The following is a 22,719-nucleotide window of genomic DNA, read 5'->3' on the forward strand; positions in this document are numbered from 1 at the left end:
AGTGAAGGGACATCAGTTAAGAAAGAGAATTAGTACTATTAACTATAATTGGTTACTGCAACTGTAGGAAAAAGATATTGTGTAAGTAATCTTGTAATTCACGCTATTATAGTGAAACACTTTCGTTTCGAAAATTGATTTGAGCAGAAATCACCCGTTACTCGCTACATCCCAAAGTAACAATGTGTACAACAAAAGATCCATGACAAAAAAATCTGGAGGCATCCGCTGCCTCCAGATTTCATTTTGGTTTTATTAACGATTTAATAAGCTTCCCACATAGCGCAGCAATTCATTGGCAGATGTCGAGTTATAACCATGTTCATCAATGAGACGGGCGACCACCTCATTCACTTTCTTCAACTGCTGTTCATCCGGTGTCTTGGAAGAAGTCGTGATCTTTACAACGTCTTTCAAGTCAGCAAATAATTTCTTCTGGATTGCTTCACGCAGACGGTCATGTGAATTGTAATCGAATCGCTTCCCTTTACGGGCATAGGCAGAGATACGGATCAGGATTTCTTCACGGAATGCTTTCTTCGCATTTTCAGAAATGCCGATCTGTTCCTCGATTGAACGCATCAGCTTTTCATCCGGATTAATCTCTTCACCCGTTAATGGGTCATGAAGCTTTGCTTTATTACAGTACGCCTCAACATTATCAAGATAGTTATCCATAAGCGTTTTCGCAGACTCTTCATATGAATACACGAATGCTTTTTGCACTTCTTTCTTGGCAATATCATCATACTCTTTACGTGCTAGAGATATAAAGTTCAAATACTTATCGCGAAGTTCATTCGTAATCGAAGGATGCTGATCCAGTCCTTCTTTCAGCGCGCGGAGTACATCCAACGCATTGATGGTCGGCACCTCTTTGCGGATGATCGTAGATGAGATACGGTTGATCACATAACGCGGATCGATTCCACTCATGCCTTCATCCTGGTATTCCTTCTTCATTTCATCCACGTCTGCAGAGTTGAAGCCTTCCACGTTTTCCCCATCGTACAGGCGCATCTTCTTAATCAGATCAATATCACCGCGTTTCGGTTCCTTCAACCTGGTCAGGATCGTGAACATCGCTGCGACCCTTAACGTATGAGGAGCCACATGAACGTTTGAGACATCACTTTCATTGATCATCTTTTCATATATTTTCTCTTCCTGGGTCACCTTCAGGTTATAAGGAACCGGCATGACAATGATACGTGAATGCAGGGCCTCATTCTTTTTATTTGAAATGAAGGATCGGTACTCCGTTTCATTCGTATGAGCCACAATCAGCTCATCGGCTGAAATCAGGGCAAATCGGCCAGCCTTGAAGTTTCCTTCCTGAGTAAGAGATAATAAGTGCCATAAGAACTTTTCATCACATTTCAGCATTTCCTGGAATTCCATCAAACCGCGGTTTGCTTTATTTAATTCCCCGTCAAATCGGTACGCACGCGGATCTGATTCAGACCCGAATTCAGCAATCGTCGAGAAGTCAATGCTTCCCGTTAAATCGGCAATATCCTGTGACTTTGGATCGGAAGGACTAAACGTACCGATTCCAACACGTTTATCTTCTGAGAAGAAGACTCTTTCCACTTGGACATCTTCAATGCGTCCCTGATATTCTTTCTCCAACCGCATCGTATTCAGTGGAGAGAGATTTCCTTCAATGCGAATACCGTATTCTTCATAAAAATCTTCACGTAAATGCTGAGGGATCAAATGCAGCGGGTCTTCATGCATCGGGCAGCCTTTAATGGAGAAGACTCCTCCTCTTTCAGTCCGTGAATACTGCTCAAGTCCCCGTTTTAACATGGAAACGAGAGTCGACTTCCCTCCACTGACAGGACCCATCAAAAGCAAAATCCTCTTTCTCACGTCTAATCGTTTCGCAGCAGGATGGAAGTATTCTTCAACGAGTCTTTCCAGCGCCTCTTCTAAGCCAAATAATTGATTGCTGAAGAATTTATACTTCCGTTTCCCCTCGACCTCCTCGACCCCGGCATCCTTAATCATATTAAAGACTCTTGAATGAGCAGACTGCCCGATCCAAGGCTTCTCTTTCAGCAGGTCTAAATACTGAGCAAACGTCCCTTCCCATTTCAGTTTCTCTTCTTCTTCTCGGTAATGTTCGATTTTTTTTAAAATATCCATAAGGACCTCCCCCTGTCGCTTAATGAGAGACGATTAATATACTCTATGCGCTTGTTCACCCGAACATGTTAAGAAGATATATTAATTATAGACAAAGGGTCCATATCGGCTATAACAGGGGGAGCTAAAACATACTCTACCCTCAAACTTTCACAAAACAGCAAAAAAAATCCAACTTTCGTTCACATCAAATTAAAAATAGGCTATACTAAAGACAGACTGTGGAATAAGTAAACTGGGAGGTTTGTAAGACATGGGTACTGTAATCATCGTAGGTGTATCTCTAACGTTCTTAGTAGCGATTTTCACTGCTGGATATAATGATAAACCAGGTTCAAACTAAAGCGTAGGCGGCTCGTTCAGAGGCGACAAGCATAAGATAACCCAACCGGAAAGGCGCCCTTTGCCTTTTTGGTTGGGTTATCTTATGACCTCGAGCCTCTAGCCGCCGGAGCTGGATGATACTAAAGCGCAGGCGGCTCGTTCAGAGGCGACAACTAAAAGCGAAAAAGAACTGACCCCCAATGAGGTCAGTTCTTTTTTTGGTTCAAATAAGCTTATCTTTTATTAAACCCTTTCTTCTCCACAAACTCCTTCATATACATCCGTTTTTTACCCGACAGCATCTTCGCCATCTGCTCAGTCCACCGATCTGACCGTTTCCCTGCTGTACGTGCATGATAATAAGCAGAAATGGTTTCGTCATAGCGGTCGAGGCCCTCCTTCATGGATTTCTCATCGCTTTGGTAGGAATCTTCATGATAGATGGATTCCATCGGCAGCCTTGGCTTTACATCAGAATTTCCTTCAGGGAAACCGACTGCCAGCCCGAATAAAGGAATGACTCGATCAGGAAGACCCAGCAATTCACTTACTGTTTCCAGATCATTTCGGATTCCACCGATATAACAAATGCCCATTCCCATGGATTCAGCGGCAATGGACGCATTTTGAGCAGCCAGTGAAGCGTCTATCATGGCCACCATGAATTTTTCTGTGCTTTCTAATGAAGGAATGACATCTGCCTTTTCCCATTCACCTATCTTCTCGTGGCGGTACAAATCGGCGCAGAACACAAAGAAATGTCCATTTTCTTCTACATATGATTGTGGACCTGCGAGCTCTGCAAGCTTCTTCTTTTTAACAGGATCCTTCACCCCGATGATGGTATATGCCTGAATATAACTGGACGTACTCGCAGCCTGGGCACTCGAGACAATGGTCCGGATTTGTTCCTCGGTTAATGGCTCATTCTTAAATTGACGAATGGATCGATGCTTAAGAATCGTTTCGATGGTTTCGTTCATTATGTATTCTCTCCCTTCACATTCCTTCCCTTAGTATAAGCTAAATAAAAAAAGGAATGAAAATCATTTGATTTTCATTCCATCTTTTTATAATAGTCCCGGATAATTCCTTTGCCTCAATGCTTCGTATATGAGAATCGCCGCCGTGTTGGAAAGGTTCAATGAACGGACATTTTCATTCATCGGAATGCGGAGGGCACGGTCCAGATTGTTCTGGATGATCTCATCTGGAAGCCCGGATGTTTCCCGTCCAAAAATAAAGAAATAATCTTTGTCTTCTACACTGTAATCAAAATTCGTGTGAGGGATCTTTCCGTATTTGGTTAAATAAAAGAATTCCCCGCCATCGTTTTTCTCGAAGAACTCTTCTAATGAATCATAGTAAACAATGTTTACAAACTGCCAATAATCAAGTCCTGCACGCTTTAACATTTTATCATCCGTCGAGAATCCCAGTGGACGGATCAGGTGCAGAGTCGTATCCGTTGCTGCACACGTTCTTGCAATATTCCCTGTATTAGCAGGGATTTCCGGTTGATATAATACAACATGTACTCCCATGTAATGTCACCTCATTCATAAAACTCTAAGTGACATTATACCATTTCTTCCTCATAGAACAATACTTAGCCGTCATCTACTATCGTAAAAAACCGATATTTCATATTAGGCGTATAAGCTGTGGAGTCTTCATATTTCCAATATCTCATACGGCTATTGAAGGTATGGGCATTCACGAGGGGTTCCCCTGCTGCGTCCTTTCCAGTGACGATCGTTGTATGATCAAAACGTCCATCCCCTTCAAAGTCGTAGCAAATCACATCCCCGAGCTTCAAATCATTGGGATCATCTACTAGAATGCCTCGAAGGCCAACCGTCGAATTCGGAATATACCACCTTAAGGAATTTGCGACAGTCCAACTATAGCTCCAGCTTTGATTTCGCATCCACCACCCTTTCCCTTTAGTCGGATACCCTCGCATAGGTGCATCGCCTGCATGAAGGCATTGTGAAATATAATTCGTACAATCATTCTCAAACTTCTTGTATGCGGGATTGTAGCTGTTCCACCACCGTTCGGCATATTGAACGGCGCTGAGTCGATCATACCTGTACGACACTCTGTCCTCTTCTTGATGGGGGCCATCGTCTTCTCCCTCCACGCTCTCGTCCCTTTGGATCCGGATTTCTCCATCTTCATATATTTTATCTTTAAAAAAGACCGCACTCCGATTCTCTACTTCCTCTTCCAGATAGAGCAATGCTCCCTGCTTAATAAGATATTTATAATGAACATCATATAAAATGCTTTGAACCCCATCTCTTTGATGTGTGATACGCTGAACTCTTCCTGTTGCATCCACCTTCACAATGTCTGCGTGTCGCTGCCTGCACGATTCTTTCTTCCTTCTCACTTTGTCACTCTGGTAATCTGACTGGCTGCGAGACGTGTATTCATCAATGACATGATGGACTTTTTCCATTAACAGCTTTCTGATCATCGCCTTCCCTCCTCACTAATTGTTATGCTCCCGGTTCTATATTCAAAACAAAAAAGGATGAACTCCATTCATTAAGAGTTCATCCTTTCTAACTAGTGTGTGAGTAAATCAAGACCCTTTTGGATTTCAGCTATGACTTCTTCATCTGTTTCCACCGCTTCGCGTTTCAACAGAGCTTCTTCCGCTTTTTCCCCACCGATTTTACCGAGTGCCCAGGCGGATGTCCCCCTTATGACAGGACGCACATCCTTTTCCATAACCTGAATAAGGTCATTTACAGCAGTTTCATCTTTAAAATGGGCAAGGGCAATGATAGCGTTTCGCTGTATGGGCTTCTTCCCTCTCCAGGATCCTGATACATGGCCGTACGTTTCTTTAAACTCACGATTACTGATCGTTAATAGCGGTTTTAATAGCGGCTTCCCGATATCCGGATCCGGCTCCATTTCTTCATGCAGATGAAAGTCTATCCCCTTATTTTCAGGGCATACGGTTTGACAGGTGTCACAACCATACAAGCGATTTCCCAGCTTCACCCGGTACTCATCAGCAAGGAAACCCTTTGTTTGAGACAAGAAAGCGATACATTTCTGAGAATCCAGCTGTCCGCCCTCAATCAGTGCCCCGGTCGGGCAGACATCCACGCATTTATTACATGTCCCGCACTGGTCCTCCATCGGTGTGTCCGGGGCAAAAGGAAGATTGGTCACCATTTCCCCTAAATACACATACGACCCGAATTCAGGCGTGATGATGGAACAGTTCTTGCCGCTCCATCCTATGCCCGCACGCTCTGCTACGGCCCGATCCACAAGCTCACCCGTATCCACCATGGATTTAAAGCGGGCCTCCGGTACTCTCGAGGCGATATACTCCTCAAGCTTCGACAGTCGATCCCTCAATACATGGTGATAATCCGTCCCCCATGAAGCCCGGCAGAAAATCCCTCTTCTCTCTCCCCGTTTACTTAGAGGAGCGTTCTTCATCTTGGAAGGATAGGCGAGTGCAATGGCGATGATCGATTTCGGCTTATCAAAGATCAAGGAGGGGTCCACCCGCTTTTCAATATCCTTTTCCTCAAACCCTGATTGATACCCGAGCAATTCCTGGCGTAAAAGCCTATTCTTCATTTCCGAAAACGCCCCTGCTGCCGTAAATCCAATCTTATCAATTCCAATTTCCTTACTGTACGCAATGATATCCTGCTTTAATAAATCAATGTCCATTTCGCCTGCCTCCTTCCTGATTTTTCAAAGCTTCTAAATCCGTTCACATGAAATAGCAATGTGTATTATGATAAACTATTTTAAAACAAATGTGGAGGGCAAATAAGTGGAAATCACAATTGATTCATCCATAACTAGTAAAATACCCGAATTTAAAGTGGGATTCATCCAATATCATCACATAGAAGTTGGTCCATCCCCTCAAATGCTGAAAGGAAGACTGCAGCTATTCCAAGAGTCCATCTTCTTTGATCTTCATGATAAAAACGTAACAGAAATTGAAGGCATTTCCGCTTGGAGGGATATTTTCAGAAAAACAGGCAAAGATCCGAATCGCTACCGCCATTCAGCCGAGGCACTTTTCCGCCGGGTTAAAAAACAAAACTACCTGACTACCATCAACTCCGCCATTGATCTCAATAACTTCTTCTCCCTGCAATACGAAGTGCCCATCGGCATCTACGACAAAGAGCGACTATCGGGAGACCAGTTACGATTGAAAGTCGGTGAATCAGGCCAAACATACACGGGACTCAACGGACGGGAAAATTCATTGGAAAACCTCATCGTCGCCTGTGACGGGGACGGACCTTTCGGCAGTCCCTTCGTCGACTCTGAACGTGCACCTGTCGGAGAGGAAACAAAGAATGCTGTCCAAATCATTTTTCTAAATCCATCCCTTTCAATAGAAGAAAGTGAGAAACTCACCAAATCATTGATGGATATGTTTATCAGTATTCATGGTGGGGAAGGATCGTTTGAAGTTGTTGGTGGATAGTGTAGAGCAGAACCTCTGATGACAGGGGTTCTGCTTTTTGACTTCCCTTAACAAATTGCATAAGATTCTCCCTTTTCATACATAAAACCTACATTACCATCCGCAGACGGAGGTTCAATTGATCGACTTTTACCAGAGACGGAATGAATCCAGCCGAAAGGGTCCTTAATCCGGCGGTATTTGCAAATAATCCAGCGGAAAACGAAACTCCCTCAATTAAAAAAGAGAGCCCCCACAACGGGACCCTCATCTTCAAACCCTATACCCACCACATATCCGATGGCTGCTCCTCAATCAAAATGGACTTCAAATTCTTCACCGCACGTTCAAAGCCTTCTTCAATCGACATGATCGGATCCTCATGCTCGATGCTTACCACATAATCGTATCCGAATGTGCGAAGGGCACTCATCATATCCGACCATTCTTGTAAGCTGTGTCCACATCCGACTGAACGGAAGGACCACGCCCTTGTCTGGATGCTGCCGTATGGCTGCATATCAGTCAGACCATACATGTTGACGTTGTCCTGGTCGATATACGTATCCTTTGCGTGAAAATGATGGATTGCATTTTCTTTTCCAAGAATCTTAATTGCGGCAACCGGATCGATTCCCTGCCACCACAGGTGACTTGGATCAAGATTTGCACCGATTGCGTCACACGTTTCTTCACGAAGTTTCAATAACGTATATGGTGTGTGGACAAGGAAACCTCCGTGCAGTTCGAGTCCGATTTTCACGTTATTGGATTCTGCAATCTTTCCAATCTCTTTCCAATAAGGAATCAATTTTTCTTCCCATTGCCACTTAAGAATATCTCCATATTCATTCGGCCATGGGGATACCGGCCAGTTCGGGTGCTTAGCCCCTTCATGGTCCCCGGCTGTTCCTGAGAAACAGTTCACGACAGGTACATTCATCAACCCCGCCAGTTTGATCGTTTTCTGAAGCGCCGCATGTGATTCTTCTGCAAAGGCAGCATCAGGGGAGATCGGATTTCCGTGACAGCTGAAAGCACTGATTTCCAGACCTCTTGACGTCACTTTCTCTAAGTATTCATTTCTCTTTTCTTCGCTTTCCAAAAGGGCATCCAGGTCACAGTGAGCATTCCCCGGATATCCTCCTGTTCCGATTTCCACAGCGTGAAGCCCCGCTTCTTTTACGTAATCGAGCATTTCTTCCAAATTCTTTTGTGAGAATAATACGGTAAATACACCAAGTTTCATTTACTCTTCCTCCTATTTCAATGTGATGCTTTGTCCGGTTTCACTGCTTTTGTAAATGGCATCGATGATCTCGGATACCTGCATGGCTTCTTTTGGCTTTACAATCAGCTCCTCTAATCCAAGACAGCTGTTGATAAAGTTTTGGGCCTGAGGGAGACTTGGGTCATCCTCTCCCGGTACCCAATCTGCTTCACTATTCAGGAGCATGCCGTGTTTCATCTGGTTCATTTGAAACGGGAATAAATCGATTCCACCTGTTTCCCCTGAAATGCTCATGCTTTCTTCATCGCTCATCACGTTTGCAGACCAAGACGTTTCAAAGAGCATGGATGCGCCATTATCGAACTTAATATATGCGGTCACATGGTCATCCACTTCAAAACTCTCTTTATCAAAGTCTCCCCACTGATTCACTTGGTCTGGCATTCTACTAAGTTTGTTATACGTTGTACCCGTAACTTCGACAGGCTCAGGGTTTCCTAGAAGCCATAGGGAAAGATCGAGGAAGTGACAGCCATAGTCGATCAAGCTACCCCCACCTTGAAGTTCCTTGTTGGTGAATACTCCCCATCCGGGGACTTTACGACGGCGGATCGCCCTTGCCCTTGCGACGATGGGCTCACCGATTTCATTCTCCATGATGACACGCTTTGCAGCTCGTGAATCCTTCATAAAACGATAATGATACGCAATGGCAAGAACCTTGCCCGATTCCTCTGCCGCTTCAATCATCGTTTCGCATTCTTCAGGAGTCATCGCCATCGGCTTTTCACAAAATACATGAAGACCTGCACGGAGGGCCGCAATCGTGATCTCTGCATGAAATTTATTCGGTGTGCAGATCGTCACGGCATCCACCAGTCCGAACATGTCCCGATAATCGCTGAACACATTCGGGATATTAAATGTTTCTCCCACAGTTTGAGCTGTGAGAGGGTTGATGTCACTGATCGCTTCAATCGAAACAGAATCTGATAGTTTGATAAAAGTAGGGATGTGGCGCGTTTGGGCTATGCCTCCTACGCCGATCACTCCCATCCTGAGTTTGGTCATGGCTGTCTTCACCTCTATAGCTTTACAATTCGTTTTGTTTCACTTGATTCCAGTGCTGATAAAACCACTTCCAGCGATTTCTTCCCTTCTTCCCCTGTTACAGGAGGCTCTGCGTCATGAAGGATACTTTCAACAAATTGATCGATCACCCGTGAACTCGTCTGTCCACCCTCGTCATTTGTTTGAATGCCGCCAAGCTCATACTTTACGATTTCTCCAGTTGCATATTGAACAATAAGGGAGTTTACCGGATCATCTTCTAATCGGAGAATCGCTTTCTCTCCATAAATGATTGTCGAGTTATCTTCTTTTGACACATAGGACCAGCTTGCTGCGAGGGTTCCGATCGTTCCGTTTTCCGTTTTCAATACGCAGACAGCTGTATCATCTACATCAGCGTTTTCCTTTGCACTTGTCTCAACGAAGGCACCGACTTCTGCAAATTCTTCTCCTAAGATGTAACGAAGTAGATCGGTTTTGTGAACACCAAGGTCACCCATGGCCCCTATAAATGCCTCATCCTTTTTAAAGAACCAGCTATCCTTCCCATCAGCACTCCAGCCTTCGGGTCCACCGTGTCCGAAGGCAGAACGGAAGCTGTAGATTTTACCCACTTCCCCGCTTTCGATAAGCTGCTTTGCTTTTTGGTGAGAAGGAACAAAGCGCTGATTGTGAGCGATCATCAGTTTCTTGCCGTTTTTATCAGCGGCATCGATCATGCTTTGAGCTTCTTCCCTTGATGTGGCCATCGGCTTTTCACATAATACATGCTTCCCTGCATTCAACGCATCGATGGAAATCGGTGCATGGAGGTAGTTTGGTGTACAGACACTCACAGCGTCGACTTCAGCATTAGCCAGCAATTCTTTATAATTGGTATACGCCTTCGCACCTACAACATCCGCGATTTTCCATGCACGCTCCTCGACGATGTCACAAACGGCTACCACTTCTACGTTTTCATTGTTCGCATACTCAGGAAGATGACGGTGTTTTGCGATGCTTCCGCATCCGATTACTCCGATTTTTAATGTATTCATGATTTTTTCCTCCTCTATATAGACCCTTTGATTTCTTCAAGCGGCTGTGCATTTCCGTATACAGGTCTTGCATGATCGACAGGGGATGCCCATTTCACTGCATTGACGATGACCTTTTGAACATTTTCATTATAATAAGTCGGGTACGTTTCATGTCCAGGACGGAAGTAGAATACTTTTCCGTTTCCACGCTGATACGTACACCCGCTTCTGAACACCTCTCCCCCTTCAAACCAGCTCACCATTACAAGCTGATCAGGAGCAGGGATATCAAAATGCTCGCCATACATTTCTTCTTTTTCAAGCTCGAAATACTCCCCTAAACCAGCAGTGATCGGATGACTCGGATCCACGATCCAGATGCGCTCCTTCTCATCGGCTTCACGCCACTTCAAATCACAGGATGTGCCCATCAATGTTTTGAAGATTTTCGAGAAATGACCTGAATGAAGGACAATCAACCCCATTCCGTCAAGCACACGCTGCTTCACCCGTTCAACGACTTCATCCTTTACTTCATCATGGGCGATATGACCCCACCATACCAATACATCCGTGCTCTCCAGTACTTCTTCTGTCAGGCCATGATCTCCCTCATCCAGTGTAGCGGTCTTCACATTGTAAGACGCTTCTCCAAGGAAAGATGCAATGGCACCATGAATTCCTTCAGGATACACTTCCCTAACCTTCGGATTCTTCTGTTCATGTCGATTTTCATTCCATACCGTAACGTTAATCATGGTAAAACCTCCGAGTTTATATTTGGGCATGCCGGTATTCATTTGGCGTGACTCCAGCGTGTTTCTTAAATACTTTACTGAAATACTTCTCATTCCCATAACCTACACCGTAAGCCACTTCATATATTTTCAAATAAGGGTTTTCAAGGAGCTTCTTTGCCTTTTCCATCCGGATATTCGTGATGTAGTCGGTGATGGTTGCTCCATAATCCTGTTTAAACTTACGGGAAATGTATTCCCTGCTCAAGTAGAACCTGTCAGCGATGTCTTGAAGATTAATATCTTCCTGATAATGCTGCTGCAGATATTCAGCAATATGCTGCATATTATTTTTTTCCTTCTGATATTTTGCCTGTGTGAGCGTCTGAATCAGATCGATGAATTCTTTGGACTTTTCATCTTTATATTTCCTGTAAGAAAATGAACCGTCTTCATTCCAATAGTCACTGCCGAGGTAGAATGGTTCTTTGCGCCTGGTTTCGTATTCTTCCAGCCAATTATTCCGTAGTTGTTTAAATTGATCATCCCACACTTGAAGCTGTTCGATTGAGAGCGTGTGTTTCCTTTCAAGGAGAGAGAAGATCTCATTCAATTGCGATTGAACGTGTTCCTCGCTCCCAGATCGAATCGCCCATTTCAACTCATTGGAGTGATCCAATAAATGGAGAAGGGGACCTTGCTTCACATCTTTATGGGTTACAATCTTCTTTTGCTCTATCAAGGTGCTCTTCGAATACACTTCCAGTGCAGATTGGTAGGCTGCATTCACCTTCTTCGACTTTTCACCGAGGGCGATGACAGCCAGTACCTTACTATATTGATAGATTAACGAGTAGATTTCTTCCAGCAAATACGTCACATGTTTATCATTCCAGAAGAGAACGACAAGCTCCTCTTCTTTGTTGCTATTACGGAAGCACACCCCATCATTCTGCTTCCGCAGGAGCTCATTGCAAATATTGATGAGGGTGAAGAAGGCAAGGTCACGATCCCCTTGAAACGACTTCATCACAATCGGCTTGATAGGCAGCAGAGCCACTGTCTTCTGCAGATTTGGCAATGAAACGCCAAACTCTTTTTCTACCTTTTCCACCATCTCGTCCGTCATGCTTTCATTCGCACATAAACTGGAAAAAATCCGATCCCAGTAAATGGGCTTCACCTCATTCATGACACGATTCTCTTCGACTTGGGATTTTCTTGAACGCGCCTGCTCATTCCATTCCATCACTGCTTTATCAAGGGTTTCATTCAGTACATCCGGCTCGATCGGCTTCAGGATGTAATCAAAGCTCTTGTATTGAATCGCATTTCTCATATATTCAAAGTCATCATATCCGCTTACAACGATGGTTTTACTTGTAAGATCAGAAGCATGCAGCCATTTTAACAGGGTGATTCCATCCCGCTTCGGCATCCTCATGTCCGTAAAAATGATTTCCGGCCTGTGCTTTGTGATCAATTCGATGGCTTCGTCTCCGTCTTCTGCCTCCATGATGGTGGTGATGCCATGCTTATCCCACTCCGCTAATAAAAGTAATCCTTCGCGTACATGCTTTTCGTCGTCAATGATGATGGCTTTCATTTGCTTCACCTTCCATTCGTATTGGCAGCCTCATGGTGACCATAAAGCCCCCCTCTTCATGGTTATTAAAGAGCAGGGTTGCCTGATGGTCAAAGTACAGCTTTAACCTCACATACACATTCTTCAGGCCTATATTGGTTTCTTCGCCGGTATTATTCCAAGCATTCGCTTTGAAATGTTCCTCGATCTCCCGGAGCCTGTTTTCCGTCACGCCCACTCCATTGTCACGGACGACTACCACCAGTTCTTCCCCTTCCTGATAGCACGTTAGATCGATTCGACCGATTCCATCGCGGATATCAAACCCGTGCTTAAAGTAATTCTCGATAAGGGGTTGAAGGATCATCTTCGGCACCAGCACTTCCTTCACTTCCTCTTCGACGTCTACGCGGTATTCCAGGTTTTCGCCAAACCTCTCTTTCTGCAAAAGCAGATAGGCGTTTGTATAATTGATCTCCTTACTCAGAGGAACTACATCCTCCTCCATATTCATCCCATATCTCATGATCTTGGATAAGTGAGTAATCAAGGAATAAATTTGTGGAACCTTGTTCTTTAACGCAATCGTTCCGATCGACTGTAGGGCATTATAAAGAAAATGAGGGTTGATCTGCGATTGCAGGACCTTTAATTGATTGGTTTTGTTTTCGAGTTCGAGCTTATACTCGCGGTTGATCAGATGGTTGATCCGTTCGATCATCTGCTGAAACCGATTGCCCAAAATCCCGATTTCATCAAATCCGAAAGATTCAGCCTCTACCTTCATATTCCCTTTTTCCACCTCCTGAATATTCGCAAGGAGGATCCGGATCGGAGAGGTGATCTTAAATGAAACAAACAGAGTCGCAAGCACCACAAGGGTCAACCCAAGGACACCAAACAAAATATTGATCTTCGCGACACTAAACGCACTTTCATAAAGGTTTGCATAGGATACCCGTTTCACGAGTAACCAGCCGCCGGCTGAAGCAGGCAATTGATCGTACATCATCACCCCGCTGAACGAATCTTCCTCCCACTCAAGCGTTCCTGAAACATCTTTCGAATCAAGGATCTTCTTAATCCACTTCTGGTTGTTTCCATCATCCGATACGTCACGGTCAGAGCTGTAAATCATTTCCCCTTCTGAAGAAAGAAGATAAAATTCCTCTGATTCAGGATTGTACAGATTCCGGCTCAAATCGATGATTTTATCAGGTGCAATGTCCAGAGAAATATAAGCAAGCACTTCATCTCCCGGAACGTTTCGGAACGCGCGGTGAATCGTGATGATTTCCTTGGAACGGTTGATGTTTTCCTCTTCCTGGCTGTATGCTGGTTCAATGTACATATTATAGGGGCTGCGCTCTGCTCTTCTGAAGTATTCCCACTGTGAATCTTTTATTCTATTGGAAAATACAACGGTGGAACGCTTGGTTGCCGAAATGACCCGGTCACCGTCAGCAAAAGAAATACGCACCCCGTTGATCGTATCCCCTGTGTAGAGAATCGTTTGCACAATATTCTTCACGATTCCGATTGTTAAGTAATTATTCTCTTTACTTGGCGATCTCATGAAATTAATGAAATCTGGATTATTATAGAGGGACAGGGATAACCCATTGAGTTCGTTGATATAGCTCTCAAGATTCACCTTTCCCTGATAGAGCAGATTACTGCTCTCCTTCACTACCTGCTCCTCTATCGAATCCTTCGTATACAAATATGTAATAATGATCGAACTGCCAAACGGCACAATCGTCGTAATCATCAACAGCACAATCAGCTTATTCCGAATGCTTGTCTTTAACATGAGGGACGGACCTCCCAGGTCTCACTTATACACTAGTATAAAGTGTTATTCCCTGCTCTTGGAAGTGTTTTTCGAAATATTCCTACTAAACTTATAAAATAGAAAGCATGCCTTCGATAGACATGCTTTCTACTATTCTGTTTACTTCAAGTTATCCCATGTTTGTTGGAATCTCTCAAGTACAGTATCATAATCGATTTTTCCAGCTGCATATTCCTGGATCGTTGCAGCGAATTCTTTGTTTGCTCCATCCGGCCATTTGAACCAAGTCCAAGGAATTGTTTTCTCGTCCTTAGAGTAATCAAGAATGGATTGACCTAAGTCACCAAGACCATTTGGCTCGATATTATCAAATGCAGGGATGAACGCAAATTCTTCTGTGATATAACGCTTACCAGTTTCAGAAGATACCATCCACTCCAAGAATGTTTTCGCTTCTTCAAGGTGTTCTGAGTTCTTGTTCAGTACCCAGTTATTCGGTACACCGACAGGAAGGCGGTCGGCATTCTCGTCATTACTGATTGGGATAGGAAGGAAGCCCATATTGATATCAGGGTTAATTTCCGTGATCATGTTCTCCGTCCAGTTCCCTTGTTGAAGCATAGCAGTTTCACCAGAAGCAAATAGTGTTACCTGCGTATTGTAATCAGTTGTTAATGGATTATCGTTTGCATATTTAAGCTCTGTGTCCAGTACTTCTTTGAACTGTTTGAACTTTTCGTTTCCTACAATCTTCTCAGACCCATCATACAGTCCTGCAATGAACTTATCCGGATCTTCCTGCTGGGCAAATGGAATGTTCAGTAAATGCTGCCCGATTACCCACCACTCGCCGTAACCAGCTGAGAATGGAGTGATTTTCTTTGCTTCAAGCTTTTTCGCTGCGTCTTTCAATTCATCGATCGTCGCAGGAGGCTCAGTGATGCCTGCTTTTTCGAATAAGTCTTTGTTATACACAAAACCATATCCTTCTAAGTTAACCGGCATACCATACAGCTTGCCGTCTTCATCCGTCATCGGCACTTTACCGATTGGAAGAACATGCTCAACCCATGGCTCATCAGAAAGATCGGCAAGCTTCTCTTTCCAAAGCTCTAACTCTTTAAATCCACCATTGTTGAAAATATCCGGCTCTTCGCCAGATGCAAATTTCGCTTTAAGAGCTGCACCGTAATCGGCACCTCCCCCAACTGTTTCAAGCTTGATCTTGATGTTCGGATGCTCTGCTTCAAATTCCTTGATCATTTCTTGAAGTTGGTCGGCAATTTCAACCTTGAACTGGAAGAAGTTCAGTGTCACAACATCATCTCCAGAACCTGAATCTCCGCCTGAACTGCTTGTTTTGTCTTTAGAAGAACAACCTGCAATAATTCCAAATACTAAAACCAAAGACATACAAAGTAATAAAATACGCTTCATAAATGGATTGACCTCCCTGATATAAAATATTTTATATAAATTTCTGTATCAATGATAGACCATCTCGACAGAAACTTTATATCTACTTGATCGAACCTGACGCAATTCCTTTGATAATATGCTTCTGTAAAAACAGGAAGAAAATGATGATAGGCGTAATCCCGAGAACCAGTGCCGCAAGACCCATATCCCATTGCTTCGTATACTGAGCAAAGAACGAACTTGCTGCCAGAGGAATCGTACGCAGCTCCGCATCCTGTAACACAAGGAGTGGTAGCAGGTAGTCATTCCAAATCCACAATGTGTTCAGAATAATCACTGTAACCGTGATCGGCTTCAGTAAAGGGAACACAATTCTCCAAAACACGCCAAACTGACTACAGCCATCGATCATCGCTGACTCCTCGATTTCAATCGGTACCGTCTTTACAAATCCATGGTACAAGAATAAGGAAAGCGGAACACCGAATCCGAAGTACATAATGATGAGGCCTGGAATGCTATTTGTAAGTCCAAGTGTTCCCCCAACTTTCATTAAAGGAATCATCACCGTTTGGAACGGGATTACCATGGCGGACACAAAGACTACGAATAAGATTTTACTGAACTTCCCTGGGGTACGAACCATTTTCCACGCTGCCATTGAACTGATGATCACCAATCCAAGGTTACTGAAAACCGTGATGACAAGGGAGTTCCAGAATGCCCGTGGGAAATTGATGACTTCCCACACTTTTGCATAGTTAGAAAACACAAATTCCTTCGGCCACGCCGCCGCATCGATCAGGATCGCTGCAAACGGTTTTACCGAGTTGATCAATACGAAGTAAAAAGGGATAAGGAAAATGAGCCCGATCACAATCCCGATGATCTCTAATACAAACGTTCTCTTCGTATAGCGATTGCCCATTATGCCTCAACCTCCTTCTTCTTCGTCACCATCACTTGTATCGTCGTAAACACTGCCACTACCACAAAGAATAGAATTGATTTCGCCGTTCCAAGTCCGTAGCGGTTATTCTGGAATGCTTCCTGATAGATATTGATCGCTACCGATTGTGTAGAATTGAATGGCCCGCCTCCTGTCAGCGAGATGTTCAAATCGAATATCTTAAAGGCCATTGAGATCGTAAGGAAGAAACAAATCGTGAATGCCGGTAAGATCAATGGAATGATGATCTTAGTCAAGAGCGTCCAGTTCGATGCCCCATCCATCTTCGCTGCTTCCAGAAGTGAATTATCCACCCCTTGTAACGCTGCCACGTAGATGACCATCATGTACCCTGAGATCTGCCATGCAAATACGATGACGATCCCCCAAAACGCCGTCTTCTCATCACCAAGCCACGGCATTTTAAAGAATCCGATATCCGTCATATTGCCAAGTGATGCAAATCCTTTAACAAAGATGAACTGCCAGATGAACCCGAGTAGCAATCCGCCGATGACGTTCGGGATAAAAAATACTGTCCTGAGAATATTACGAGTCTTCAATGCTGCATTCAGTAGCAGAGCGAAACTGAATCCTATCAAGTTACTAATAATCACAGCCGCAAACATAAACTTTGTCGTGAACATGAACGAATTAAAAAACGTCTTATCATCCGTAAAAATCTTTTTGTAGTTATCGAATCCAACCCACTCGACTACCGAGCTGACACCATTCCATGAGGTGAATGAATAATACACCCCCATCAAAAACGGAAGAATTTGAATCACTAAGAAAAATAAAAGTGCCGGTCCAACAAAGGCAGCGTACGTCAGTAAGCTCTTATACTTAAACTTCTTCTTCGTCACTGCCTTCATTTGTACGTCTGGGCTTACTGGTCCAGTCTGAATCTTTGGTTCCACCCGTATCACCACCCTAACTGCGTAATCGCTTTCTTTCATTATAATGGTAGCGCTTTCTTATAAAGGGGAACTCAATTGACGAAGAAGGTGCAAAATTTTGACTAGATGGGTATTGGGTTGTTGGTGGTGTGGGGAAATGAGAAGGTGAGGTTTCTTTCGATTCGTCCGGTTCGGGTCGGAGCATGTTGTAAGTAATGCGGTTTTGAAAATAAAATGCTGGAATTGAAAATAAAAGTGGAGTTTTTGAAAATAAAATCTTGGAATTGAAAATAAATGATCTAGTTTTGAAAATATACTGGTCTGAATCGAATGTCAGCGTGGTGAAATCAACCTGCTTCAGATCAAAAAGATTGAATTTTGCTAAAATGAATCAATTTTTCATTATAAAACAATAAAAAAGACTTTCTCATAGTGAGAAAGTCTGTCATATGTAAGTTGGAGCGGGTGAAGGGAATCGAACCCTCATCATCAGCTTGGAAGGCTGAGGTTTTACCACTAAACTACACCCGCGATGTGGTACCGGTGGCCGGGATCGAACCGGCACTCCAGAGGAACACGATTTTGAGTCGTTTATTTCAACAACTTCGTTATTCCATCGCAGTCTCTGCGTTGAGTCAATCGTTGAGTAATACGTTCGTACGACTCAGTAACGAGGACATTTATTATATTAGCAGAATGTTTTTCCGAACGCAATAGTTTACAGGAAATTTTATCGAAATTAATTAAAGGATGTACCGGAGTAGCGTCGAATTATCTAACGAAGGAGGTGGAAAAATGAGGAAAATGGCGATGTTACTAGTGCCTGGCAACGGAGAAGATCCCGCCATTAGTGTAATGGTTAAACCCGACGGCCTAACCGAATATGAGGCGGAATCAAACTTCGACGTGATTATTCACGACAAGGATCCGGTGATTGCTGCGTTTACTGCGTATGTATATTCAAAAGAGAAAAAGCCCGCCGATGACTGATCGGTAGGCTTTTAGTCACTATATGCTTATTCTTTGTTGGGTGTATAAATTATAAAACTGTTGAGGGTTGTAGAAATTAATGTTACTGATTAGATTCTTTTCATTTTGATCAGTTATGTAGTTCTTGATTGTGAATATGGAACGGTCACTCGAGATTACATTTTTACAATTCGGAGTGTCAATTGCACATTCAAAAAACATATTATCATCTGGATCGTAACAAGAAGTGAATGTTGTTGTGGTAGAAATTCTGTGGGTGTGGTAAATAAATTGAGCAATATTTCTTACATAAGGGGCGGGATTGTGGTTATTGTTTACTGCGACTACTACGGTGGCTACTGCAAGCTCTTTTGCCATTTCTTCCGACATAGCAAGCTTAAAAGTTCCATCCGCAATTCTATCTACAATAAACTTCGGTTCAGGATAGTTGCTGAAGAATCCTTTAATAATGGTACTCGTATCAACAACTATCATAAGTCTTTAATTACAAACCTCGTTAATTTAATAATTTCTTCAATACTTTCTTCTGTAAACGCGTTAGGGTTATCTTTTTTAGCATCAAGCCCAAGATTCCTAAGTTCATTTACTGAAGAAGCTAAGCTATTATAGCTTTCATGTTTATATAGCTCTTTAATTTTTTCAGCTACTGCCATATCTCGCTCCTCCTTAAACTGATAAACTTTTCCCATATCCCTTACCTCCTATTATAATTGTTAATATTTACAATTCAAGTATTAACTTTAAAACATTTTATTATTCAATTCCCGAATGGTTACACGTAAAAACATATTGGGTTGCTACTAATACTATTATTAAGGCTCATACGTTATTAGAATAGTTAATTTGGCCCCACAGCATTTTATAGCTGAAGGGCACGTCATACTTATTTCGCACGCCTAAGTTTCATACGTTCGATTTCTGCCTTCATAGCGTCGATGTCGGTCGCTTGGTTATCGCCTGTCTTAGTGCGATCCTCCACTTCAAGCCTGTCGTTCAGCATGCTCACGGTCTTCAGCAGTAACTCAGCCGCCTTTGCGCTCGGCTGCTGCTCTTTTGTCGCCTGCGTCAGTAATGAGTCAATGACGTCAGGGATCCGGTGCATGGTGTTGCGGTTGATTTCTCGCTTGATTTCGTCATTAAACTCGATACCTCGTCGCCAGTTGTAGAGCGTTTGTCTACTGACGCCAACCTTCTCTGCAATTTGTTCGTGAGTGAGTCCGCCCTGCTTCGGCTGCGCCAGGTACTTCACGGCTTCTAATTGTTCAGGTTTAAGATTCTTCATTCCAATTCCTCCTCAATATAAAAAGCCACCCCATTATCGCAGTGACTTCGCTTCATCTATTAAGCCCGGCACCCTGTCGTACTCATGCGATGCCATTGCCGCCTTTGCTTCTTCGAGTTTCATAAAGTAGTCTAATTCATTCGGATAATAGTCCTTAACGCAGTATATGAAGGCGCCGATATGTTTCGCCCAGTTGTCCGCTAAATCTTCCTTATTATAAGGCGTTGTATCCGGGTTAGAGGCTAAATCGACCGTGTACTTCTCTACTTCTTCAGCGTCAGAGAATAAGTGAGCGACCTGGCCGTTATCCGTTGCTTGCGTTATCTGTTCCGGCGTCATGTAGTACCAGGGCATATCGCCGTTTGTTTCAACCGTTCTCTCTGTAGGTGCTTCGATTGCTGGTTCCTCCTTCTCGCTTGATGCTGAAGCGACTTCTGCCGGCTCAACCTCTTCTGTTTTGTCAGCCTGTTTGTTATCGTCAAAATAACTGTAACCTAGTACGCTGCCGACTCCGACGACTCCGACAAATACTACTCCTGCGATTAATGCTTTCATTCCATTTCCTCCCGTCCGTATTTTCTACTTACATTATAAACGTTTCAGAAGGAAAATAGTTTCATTTTTTCTAGTATGTTCCACCTATATGCGAACTGACGAAAAGACGCGAAACCGCTGACGCAGTAACACGCGCAAGCCCTGATGGCTTTATCTCAACCCTGTGCCAAGTTCCGCGGGTAACTTTCCCGCTGCCATCCTTCGCCAAGTACGGAATTAAATTTATTTCTTGCGCTTGGTTTGCCGTCACTGGCACCGTGTTACCGTCGACTTTAATCGTTACTGAATTCGGCAGGGATCCGAGCTCATAGATTCCGAATTTCAAGTCGTGAGTATGATCGGGTATCGTGATGTTATGGGAGTGATCTTCAATCGTGATGCTATGCGTGTGATTGCTGACAGTGTGTGTATGTGCAGGCGTATTAACCGTATGATTATGAGCTGGAATGCTGACAGTATGGTTGTGACCGAGGCGATCGTCTGTAATCTCAACAGCATGGTTATGCTCATTGAAAGAAGGAATTGTTCCTGTACCGACTCCAACTGGCGGAGACGAGTATACAAAGAAGCCCGGACTTACAAACGAGCTTGTTTGAGTACTATTTCCTCCTGAGCTCGATGTTAAAGTATTAGACCCACCGGCACTCGTTGTTTGGCCACCACCTGAGCTAGTCGACTTTACCGTACCGCCCCCAGCACTTGATGTTACGGTTGTCGAACCGCCGCCAAGTGTTGCCTGCGAGTATGCCCGAAACTTTTCAAGCTTGTACGTCAGGTTTAACTCGTTAATGTTCACGAGGTCGTTCGGAATCCATATATCGAGGGTAGCCGGATGGTTGGCGTCGGCATTGTCGTTATAATCGTAATTTAAAATATTCGTACTTCCTTGTGTATAGGCCTCATTTACACGAATTTTCTTTTCAGCATCAACAAGCGTTGTGTGAACACCTTCCACCATACTACCGATTTCCAGTTCTATTTCACCAGGCGCGCCAGTGATGTCGGGCTTCTTCACAACGTGAATACGCTGAGTGATGACGCCAAAGTCCGGATCGACGATTCGAACAAGTGCGCCTTCCGTAAATTTGTCGATGGATGAACCGGTCAGTACCGACAAGTCGGCCGCCTTAACCTTGTAAACCACTTTCGGTTGCTTCCATTTGTTCAATAAATCAGCCGCGTTGTCTTTGAGTGACTGAGCATCTTCAAACCGGCGATCTACCCACACGTAGGATTTCCGGCCATACTTCGCAACAGAAACAGCGTCCTCTAAATAAGGAACTCCGTTGTTCGCGTCTCTAATACTCAGCTGATTCACACCTTCGCCGGCCCCTAGAGCGTAGATGCGATTTACAACGCCATTCGTCTCTACCTGCCTCTCGATTTCTCTCATGTTCTTTGCGTAGCGAACTTCACAAGTGACTTTAGTGCTAAGCTCCTCAAGTCCAACAGTCCAAGGATAATATTGCGTGTTATATGTCCATTGATATTCCTTATCGAACGGTTGAGGAATTGCATACATAGGAGCGAGCAAGCCGTTTTCGTTCTCATACTTGTATGAAAAGTATCTCGTGAAAGCTACATTACCTCGGCGCCAATGCTTAGTCGTTTGCTGCGATAAAATATAGTCGATGTTCTGAGTCGTAGTCCAGTTCGTCGTCTGATGATAGCCGAATAGGACGTCATCAAGAAGAGTAGAGAATACGTGATACAATTCAAACTCTACAACACCGGCAGACTCGTTTCTGATTGTGCGTGAAGGCTCGATACGAAATAGGCCGATATTTTCACCAGTCATATCATCGGTGATTTCCACAAAGTTGAACGGCTCACATTTCGCCACGTTCGTATCATCAAGAGGCAGCGAGAAAGACGCAAACCAAAGCTCGTTAAGGCGTTTCTCATATCCGATTCTGAAGGCATTCTTTAAATGCGCGATGGTTTGACGATTCTGATTAAGTATTTTAATCATCGGCGACCCACCTCGTATCTGACTTCAAAGTTTCGCGGGATTTCTCCGAACTTTCTCGCCTTCACAAGTGAGTAATCATCAGTTAGAATCCGGGCTTTTCCTCGTCCGATGTGGTCGAAGGCTTGCTTGAGCGCTTGCCACTTACTGCGTCCTCTAAACTCCTGGGTTACGCCTAATTCGTCCGTCAAACTTGCAACGGTATACATAAACGCATGACTAACCGTTTTTATTGTGTAAGTTTTCATTCCGTCCCCTCCTCCGATAAAATA

General features: G+C 43.8%; 22 protein-coding genes and 1 tRNA gene. 2 read left to right on the plus strand and 21 right to left on the minus strand.

Annotated features, from left to right (window positions below):
* Positions 1–255: 255 nt before the first annotated feature.
* The 5 genes from LCL96_RS12330 to queG form a co-directional block, all read right to left on the minus strand.
* Complete coding sequence (locus tag LCL96_RS12330; protein ID WP_224941776.1) at positions 256–2,151, minus strand: PrkA family serine protein kinase; 1,896 nt, start codon at positions 2,149–2,151, stop codon at positions 256–258.
* A gap of 557 nt (positions 2,152–2,708) precedes the next feature.
* Complete coding sequence (gene nfsA, locus LCL96_RS12335) at positions 2,709–3,458, minus strand: oxygen-insensitive NADPH nitroreductase (RefSeq protein WP_224941777.1); 750 nt, start codon at positions 3,456–3,458, stop codon at positions 2,709–2,711.
* A gap of 87 nt (positions 3,459–3,545) precedes the next feature.
* Positions 3,546–4,019 (minus strand): tRNA (uridine(34)/cytosine(34)/5-carboxymethylaminomethyluridine(34)-2'-O)-methyltransferase TrmL, encoded by a 474-nt coding sequence (gene trmL / locus LCL96_RS12340; protein WP_224941778.1) that lies wholly within the window; start codon positions 4,017–4,019, stop codon positions 3,546–3,548.
* Positions 4,020–4,084: 65 nt separating this feature from the next.
* Positions 4,085–4,960 carry an amidase domain-containing protein gene (locus tag LCL96_RS12345; RefSeq protein WP_224941779.1) on the minus strand — a complete coding sequence of 292 codons (876 nt, stop codon included), beginning with the start codon at positions 4,958–4,960 and terminating at the stop codon, positions 4,085–4,087.
* 92 nt (positions 4,961–5,052) lie between these two features.
* Positions 5,053–6,186 (minus strand): tRNA epoxyqueuosine(34) reductase QueG, encoded by a 1,134-nt coding sequence (queG, locus tag LCL96_RS12350; protein WP_224941780.1) that lies wholly within the window; start codon positions 6,184–6,186, stop codon positions 5,053–5,055.
* A 106-nt stretch (positions 6,187–6,292) separates the two neighbouring features.
* Here queG and LCL96_RS12355 point away from each other — a divergent pair, with 106 nt between their 5' ends.
* The gene (locus LCL96_RS12355; protein WP_224941781.1) at positions 6,293–6,964 is read left to right on the plus strand and encodes a B3/4 domain-containing protein; all 672 of its coding nucleotides are present in this window, start codon (positions 6,293–6,295) and stop codon (positions 6,962–6,964) included.
* Between the two features lie 259 nt (positions 6,965–7,223).
* On the opposite strand, the gene LCL96_RS12360 is transcribed toward LCL96_RS12355, so the two are convergent.
* The 10 genes from LCL96_RS12360 to LCL96_RS12405 all read right to left on the minus strand — a co-directional run bounded on the left by LCL96_RS12360 (position 7,224) and on the right by LCL96_RS12405 (position 18,182).
* Positions 7,224–8,192: a sugar phosphate isomerase/epimerase family protein gene (locus tag LCL96_RS12360; RefSeq protein ID WP_224941782.1), complete on the minus strand. Its 969-nt coding sequence runs from the start codon at positions 8,190–8,192 to the stop codon at positions 7,224–7,226.
* A gap of 12 nt (positions 8,193–8,204) precedes the next feature.
* Positions 8,205–9,245 (minus strand): Gfo/Idh/MocA family protein, encoded by a 1,041-nt coding sequence (locus LCL96_RS12365; RefSeq protein WP_224941783.1) that lies wholly within the window; start codon positions 9,243–9,245, stop codon positions 8,205–8,207.
* Between the two features lie 14 nt (positions 9,246–9,259).
* Positions 9,260–10,285, minus strand: coding sequence for a Gfo/Idh/MocA family protein (locus LCL96_RS12370; RefSeq protein WP_224941784.1), 1,026 nt, complete (start codon positions 10,283–10,285; stop codon positions 9,260–9,262).
* 14 nt (positions 10,286–10,299) lie between these two features.
* Positions 10,300–11,025, minus strand: coding sequence for a ThuA domain-containing protein (locus LCL96_RS12375; RefSeq protein WP_224941785.1), 726 nt, complete (start codon positions 11,023–11,025; stop codon positions 10,300–10,302).
* Positions 11,026–11,041: 16 nt separating this feature from the next.
* Entirely contained in the window at positions 11,042–12,610 is a 1,569-nt protein-coding gene (locus tag LCL96_RS12380; RefSeq protein ID WP_224941786.1) for a response regulator, read from the minus strand.
* Positions 12,591–14,402, minus strand: a complete 1,812-nt coding sequence (locus tag LCL96_RS12385; protein WP_224941787.1) for a sensor histidine kinase — start codon at positions 14,400–14,402, stop codon at positions 12,591–12,593. The genes LCL96_RS12380 and LCL96_RS12385 overlap by 20 nt, the downstream gene beginning before the upstream one ends.
* Positions 14,403–14,543: 141 nt before the next feature.
* Positions 14,544–15,821, minus strand: coding sequence for an ABC transporter substrate-binding protein (locus LCL96_RS12390; protein WP_224941788.1), 1,278 nt, complete (start codon positions 15,819–15,821; stop codon positions 14,544–14,546).
* A gap of 82 nt (positions 15,822–15,903) precedes the next feature.
* On the minus strand, positions 15,904–16,731 hold the full coding sequence (locus LCL96_RS12395; RefSeq protein ID WP_224941789.1) for a carbohydrate ABC transporter permease: 828 nt from the start codon (positions 16,729–16,731) through the stop codon (positions 15,904–15,906).
* The gene (locus tag LCL96_RS12400) at positions 16,731–17,627 is read right to left on the minus strand and encodes a carbohydrate ABC transporter permease (protein ID WP_224941823.1); all 897 of its coding nucleotides are present in this window, start codon (positions 17,625–17,627) and stop codon (positions 16,731–16,733) included. Before LCL96_RS12400 ends, LCL96_RS12395 begins: the two co-directional genes overlap by 1 nt.
* A 481-nt stretch (positions 17,628–18,108) precedes the next feature.
* Positions 18,109–18,182, minus strand: a tRNA-Gly gene (locus LCL96_RS12405).
* A gap of 264 nt (positions 18,183–18,446) precedes the next feature.
* On the opposite strand from LCL96_RS12405, the gene LCL96_RS12410 reads away from it, so the two are divergent.
* Positions 18,447–18,641 carry a hypothetical protein gene (locus LCL96_RS12410; protein ID WP_224941790.1) on the plus strand — a complete coding sequence of 65 codons (195 nt, stop codon included), beginning with the start codon at positions 18,447–18,449 and terminating at the stop codon, positions 18,639–18,641.
* Between the two features lie 18 nt (positions 18,642–18,659).
* Here the strand turns inward: LCL96_RS12410 and LCL96_RS12415 are convergent, their stop codons facing one another.
* The 6 genes from LCL96_RS12415 to LCL96_RS12440 all read right to left on the minus strand — a co-directional run bounded on the left by LCL96_RS12415 (position 18,660) and on the right by LCL96_RS12440 (position 22,695).
* Positions 18,660–19,115, minus strand: a complete 456-nt coding sequence (locus tag LCL96_RS12415; protein ID WP_224941791.1) for a PIN domain-containing protein — start codon at positions 19,113–19,115, stop codon at positions 18,660–18,662.
* Positions 19,112–19,330, minus strand: coding sequence for a hypothetical protein (locus tag LCL96_RS12420; protein WP_224941792.1), 219 nt, complete (start codon positions 19,328–19,330; stop codon positions 19,112–19,114). The genes LCL96_RS12415 and LCL96_RS12420 overlap by 4 nt, the downstream gene beginning before the upstream one ends.
* 194 nt (positions 19,331–19,524) lie before the next feature.
* Positions 19,525–19,923 (minus strand): phBC6A51 family helix-turn-helix protein, encoded by a 399-nt coding sequence (locus tag LCL96_RS12425; RefSeq protein ID WP_224941793.1) that lies wholly within the window; start codon positions 19,921–19,923, stop codon positions 19,525–19,527.
* Positions 19,924–19,956: 33 nt separating this feature from the next.
* Positions 19,957–20,478, minus strand: coding sequence for a hypothetical protein (locus tag LCL96_RS12430; RefSeq protein ID WP_224941794.1), 522 nt, complete (start codon positions 20,476–20,478; stop codon positions 19,957–19,959).
* A 70-nt stretch (positions 20,479–20,548) separates the two neighbouring features.
* Positions 20,549–22,450, minus strand: a complete 1,902-nt coding sequence (locus tag LCL96_RS12435) for a phage tail spike protein (protein ID WP_224941795.1) — start codon at positions 22,448–22,450, stop codon at positions 20,549–20,551.
* Complete coding sequence (locus LCL96_RS12440; RefSeq protein ID WP_224941796.1) at positions 22,447–22,695, minus strand: hypothetical protein; 249 nt, start codon at positions 22,693–22,695, stop codon at positions 22,447–22,449. Before LCL96_RS12440 ends, LCL96_RS12435 begins: the two co-directional genes overlap by 4 nt.
* Positions 22,696–22,719 lie beyond the last annotated feature (24 nt).

The organism is Rossellomorea aquimaris (genome assembly GCF_020172085.1).
Lineage (GTDB): Bacteria > Bacillota > Bacilli > Bacillales > Bacillaceae_B > Rossellomorea > Rossellomorea aquimaris_E.

Excerpts from the sequence above, each read along its gene's own strand:
- LCL96_RS12330 (WP_224941776.1), bottom strand. The coding sequence starts at position 2,151 with ATGGATATTTTAAAAAAAATCGAACATTACCGAGAAGAAGAAGAGAAA.
- nfsA (WP_224941777.1), bottom strand. The coding sequence starts at position 3,458 with ATGAACGAAACCATCGAAACGATTCTTAAGCATCGATCCATTCGTCAA.
- trmL (WP_224941778.1), bottom strand. The coding sequence starts at position 4,019 with ATGGGAGTACATGTTGTATTATATCAACCGGAAATCCCTGCTAATACA.
- LCL96_RS12345 (WP_224941779.1), bottom strand. The coding sequence starts at position 4,960 with ATGATCAGAAAGCTGTTAATGGAAAAAGTCCATCATGTCATTGATGAA.
- queG (WP_224941780.1), bottom strand. The coding sequence starts at position 6,186 with ATGGACATTGATTTATTAAAGCAGGATATCATTGCGTACAGTAAGGAA.
- LCL96_RS12360 (WP_224941782.1), bottom strand. The coding sequence starts at position 8,192 with ATGAAACTTGGTGTATTTACCGTATTATTCTCACAAAAGAATTTGGAA.
- LCL96_RS12365 (WP_224941783.1), bottom strand. The coding sequence starts at position 9,245 with ATGACCAAACTCAGGATGGGAGTGATCGGCGTAGGAGGCATAGCCCAA.
- LCL96_RS12370 (WP_224941784.1), bottom strand. The coding sequence starts at position 10,285 with ATGAATACATTAAAAATCGGAGTAATCGGATGCGGAAGCATCGCAAAA.
- LCL96_RS12375 (WP_224941785.1), bottom strand. The coding sequence starts at position 11,025 with ATGATTAACGTTACGGTATGGAATGAAAATCGACATGAACAGAAGAAT.
- LCL96_RS12380 (WP_224941786.1), bottom strand. The coding sequence starts at position 12,610 with ATGAAAGCCATCATCATTGACGACGAAAAGCATGTACGCGAAGGATTA.
- LCL96_RS12385 (WP_224941787.1), bottom strand. The coding sequence starts at position 14,402 with ATGTTAAAGACAAGCATTCGGAATAAGCTGATTGTGCTGTTGATGATT.
- LCL96_RS12390 (WP_224941788.1), bottom strand. The coding sequence starts at position 15,821 with ATGAAGCGTATTTTATTACTTTGTATGTCTTTGGTTTTAGTATTTGGA.
- LCL96_RS12395 (WP_224941789.1), bottom strand. The coding sequence starts at position 16,731 with ATGGGCAATCGCTATACGAAGAGAACGTTTGTATTAGAGATCATCGGG.
- LCL96_RS12400 (WP_224941823.1), bottom strand. The coding sequence starts at position 17,627 with ATGAAGGCAGTGACGAAGAAGAAGTTTAAGTATAAGAGCTTACTGACG.
- LCL96_RS12410 (WP_224941790.1), top strand. The coding sequence starts at position 18,447 with ATGAGGAAAATGGCGATGTTACTAGTGCCTGGCAACGGAGAAGATCCC.
- LCL96_RS12415 (WP_224941791.1), bottom strand. The coding sequence starts at position 19,115 with ATGATAGTTGTTGATACGAGTACCATTATTAAAGGATTCTTCAGCAAC.
- LCL96_RS12420 (WP_224941792.1), bottom strand. The coding sequence starts at position 19,330 with ATGGGAAAAGTTTATCAGTTTAAGGAGGAGCGAGATATGGCAGTAGCT.
- LCL96_RS12425 (WP_224941793.1), bottom strand. The coding sequence starts at position 19,923 with ATGAAGAATCTTAAACCTGAACAATTAGAAGCCGTGAAGTACCTGGCG.
- LCL96_RS12430 (WP_224941794.1), bottom strand. The coding sequence starts at position 20,478 with ATGAAAGCATTAATCGCAGGAGTAGTATTTGTCGGAGTCGTCGGAGTC.
- LCL96_RS12435 (WP_224941795.1), bottom strand. The coding sequence starts at position 22,450 with ATGATTAAAATACTTAATCAGAATCGTCAAACCATCGCGCATTTAAAG.
- LCL96_RS12440 (WP_224941796.1), bottom strand. The coding sequence starts at position 22,695 with ATGAAAACTTACACAATAAAAACGGTTAGTCATGCGTTTATGTATACC.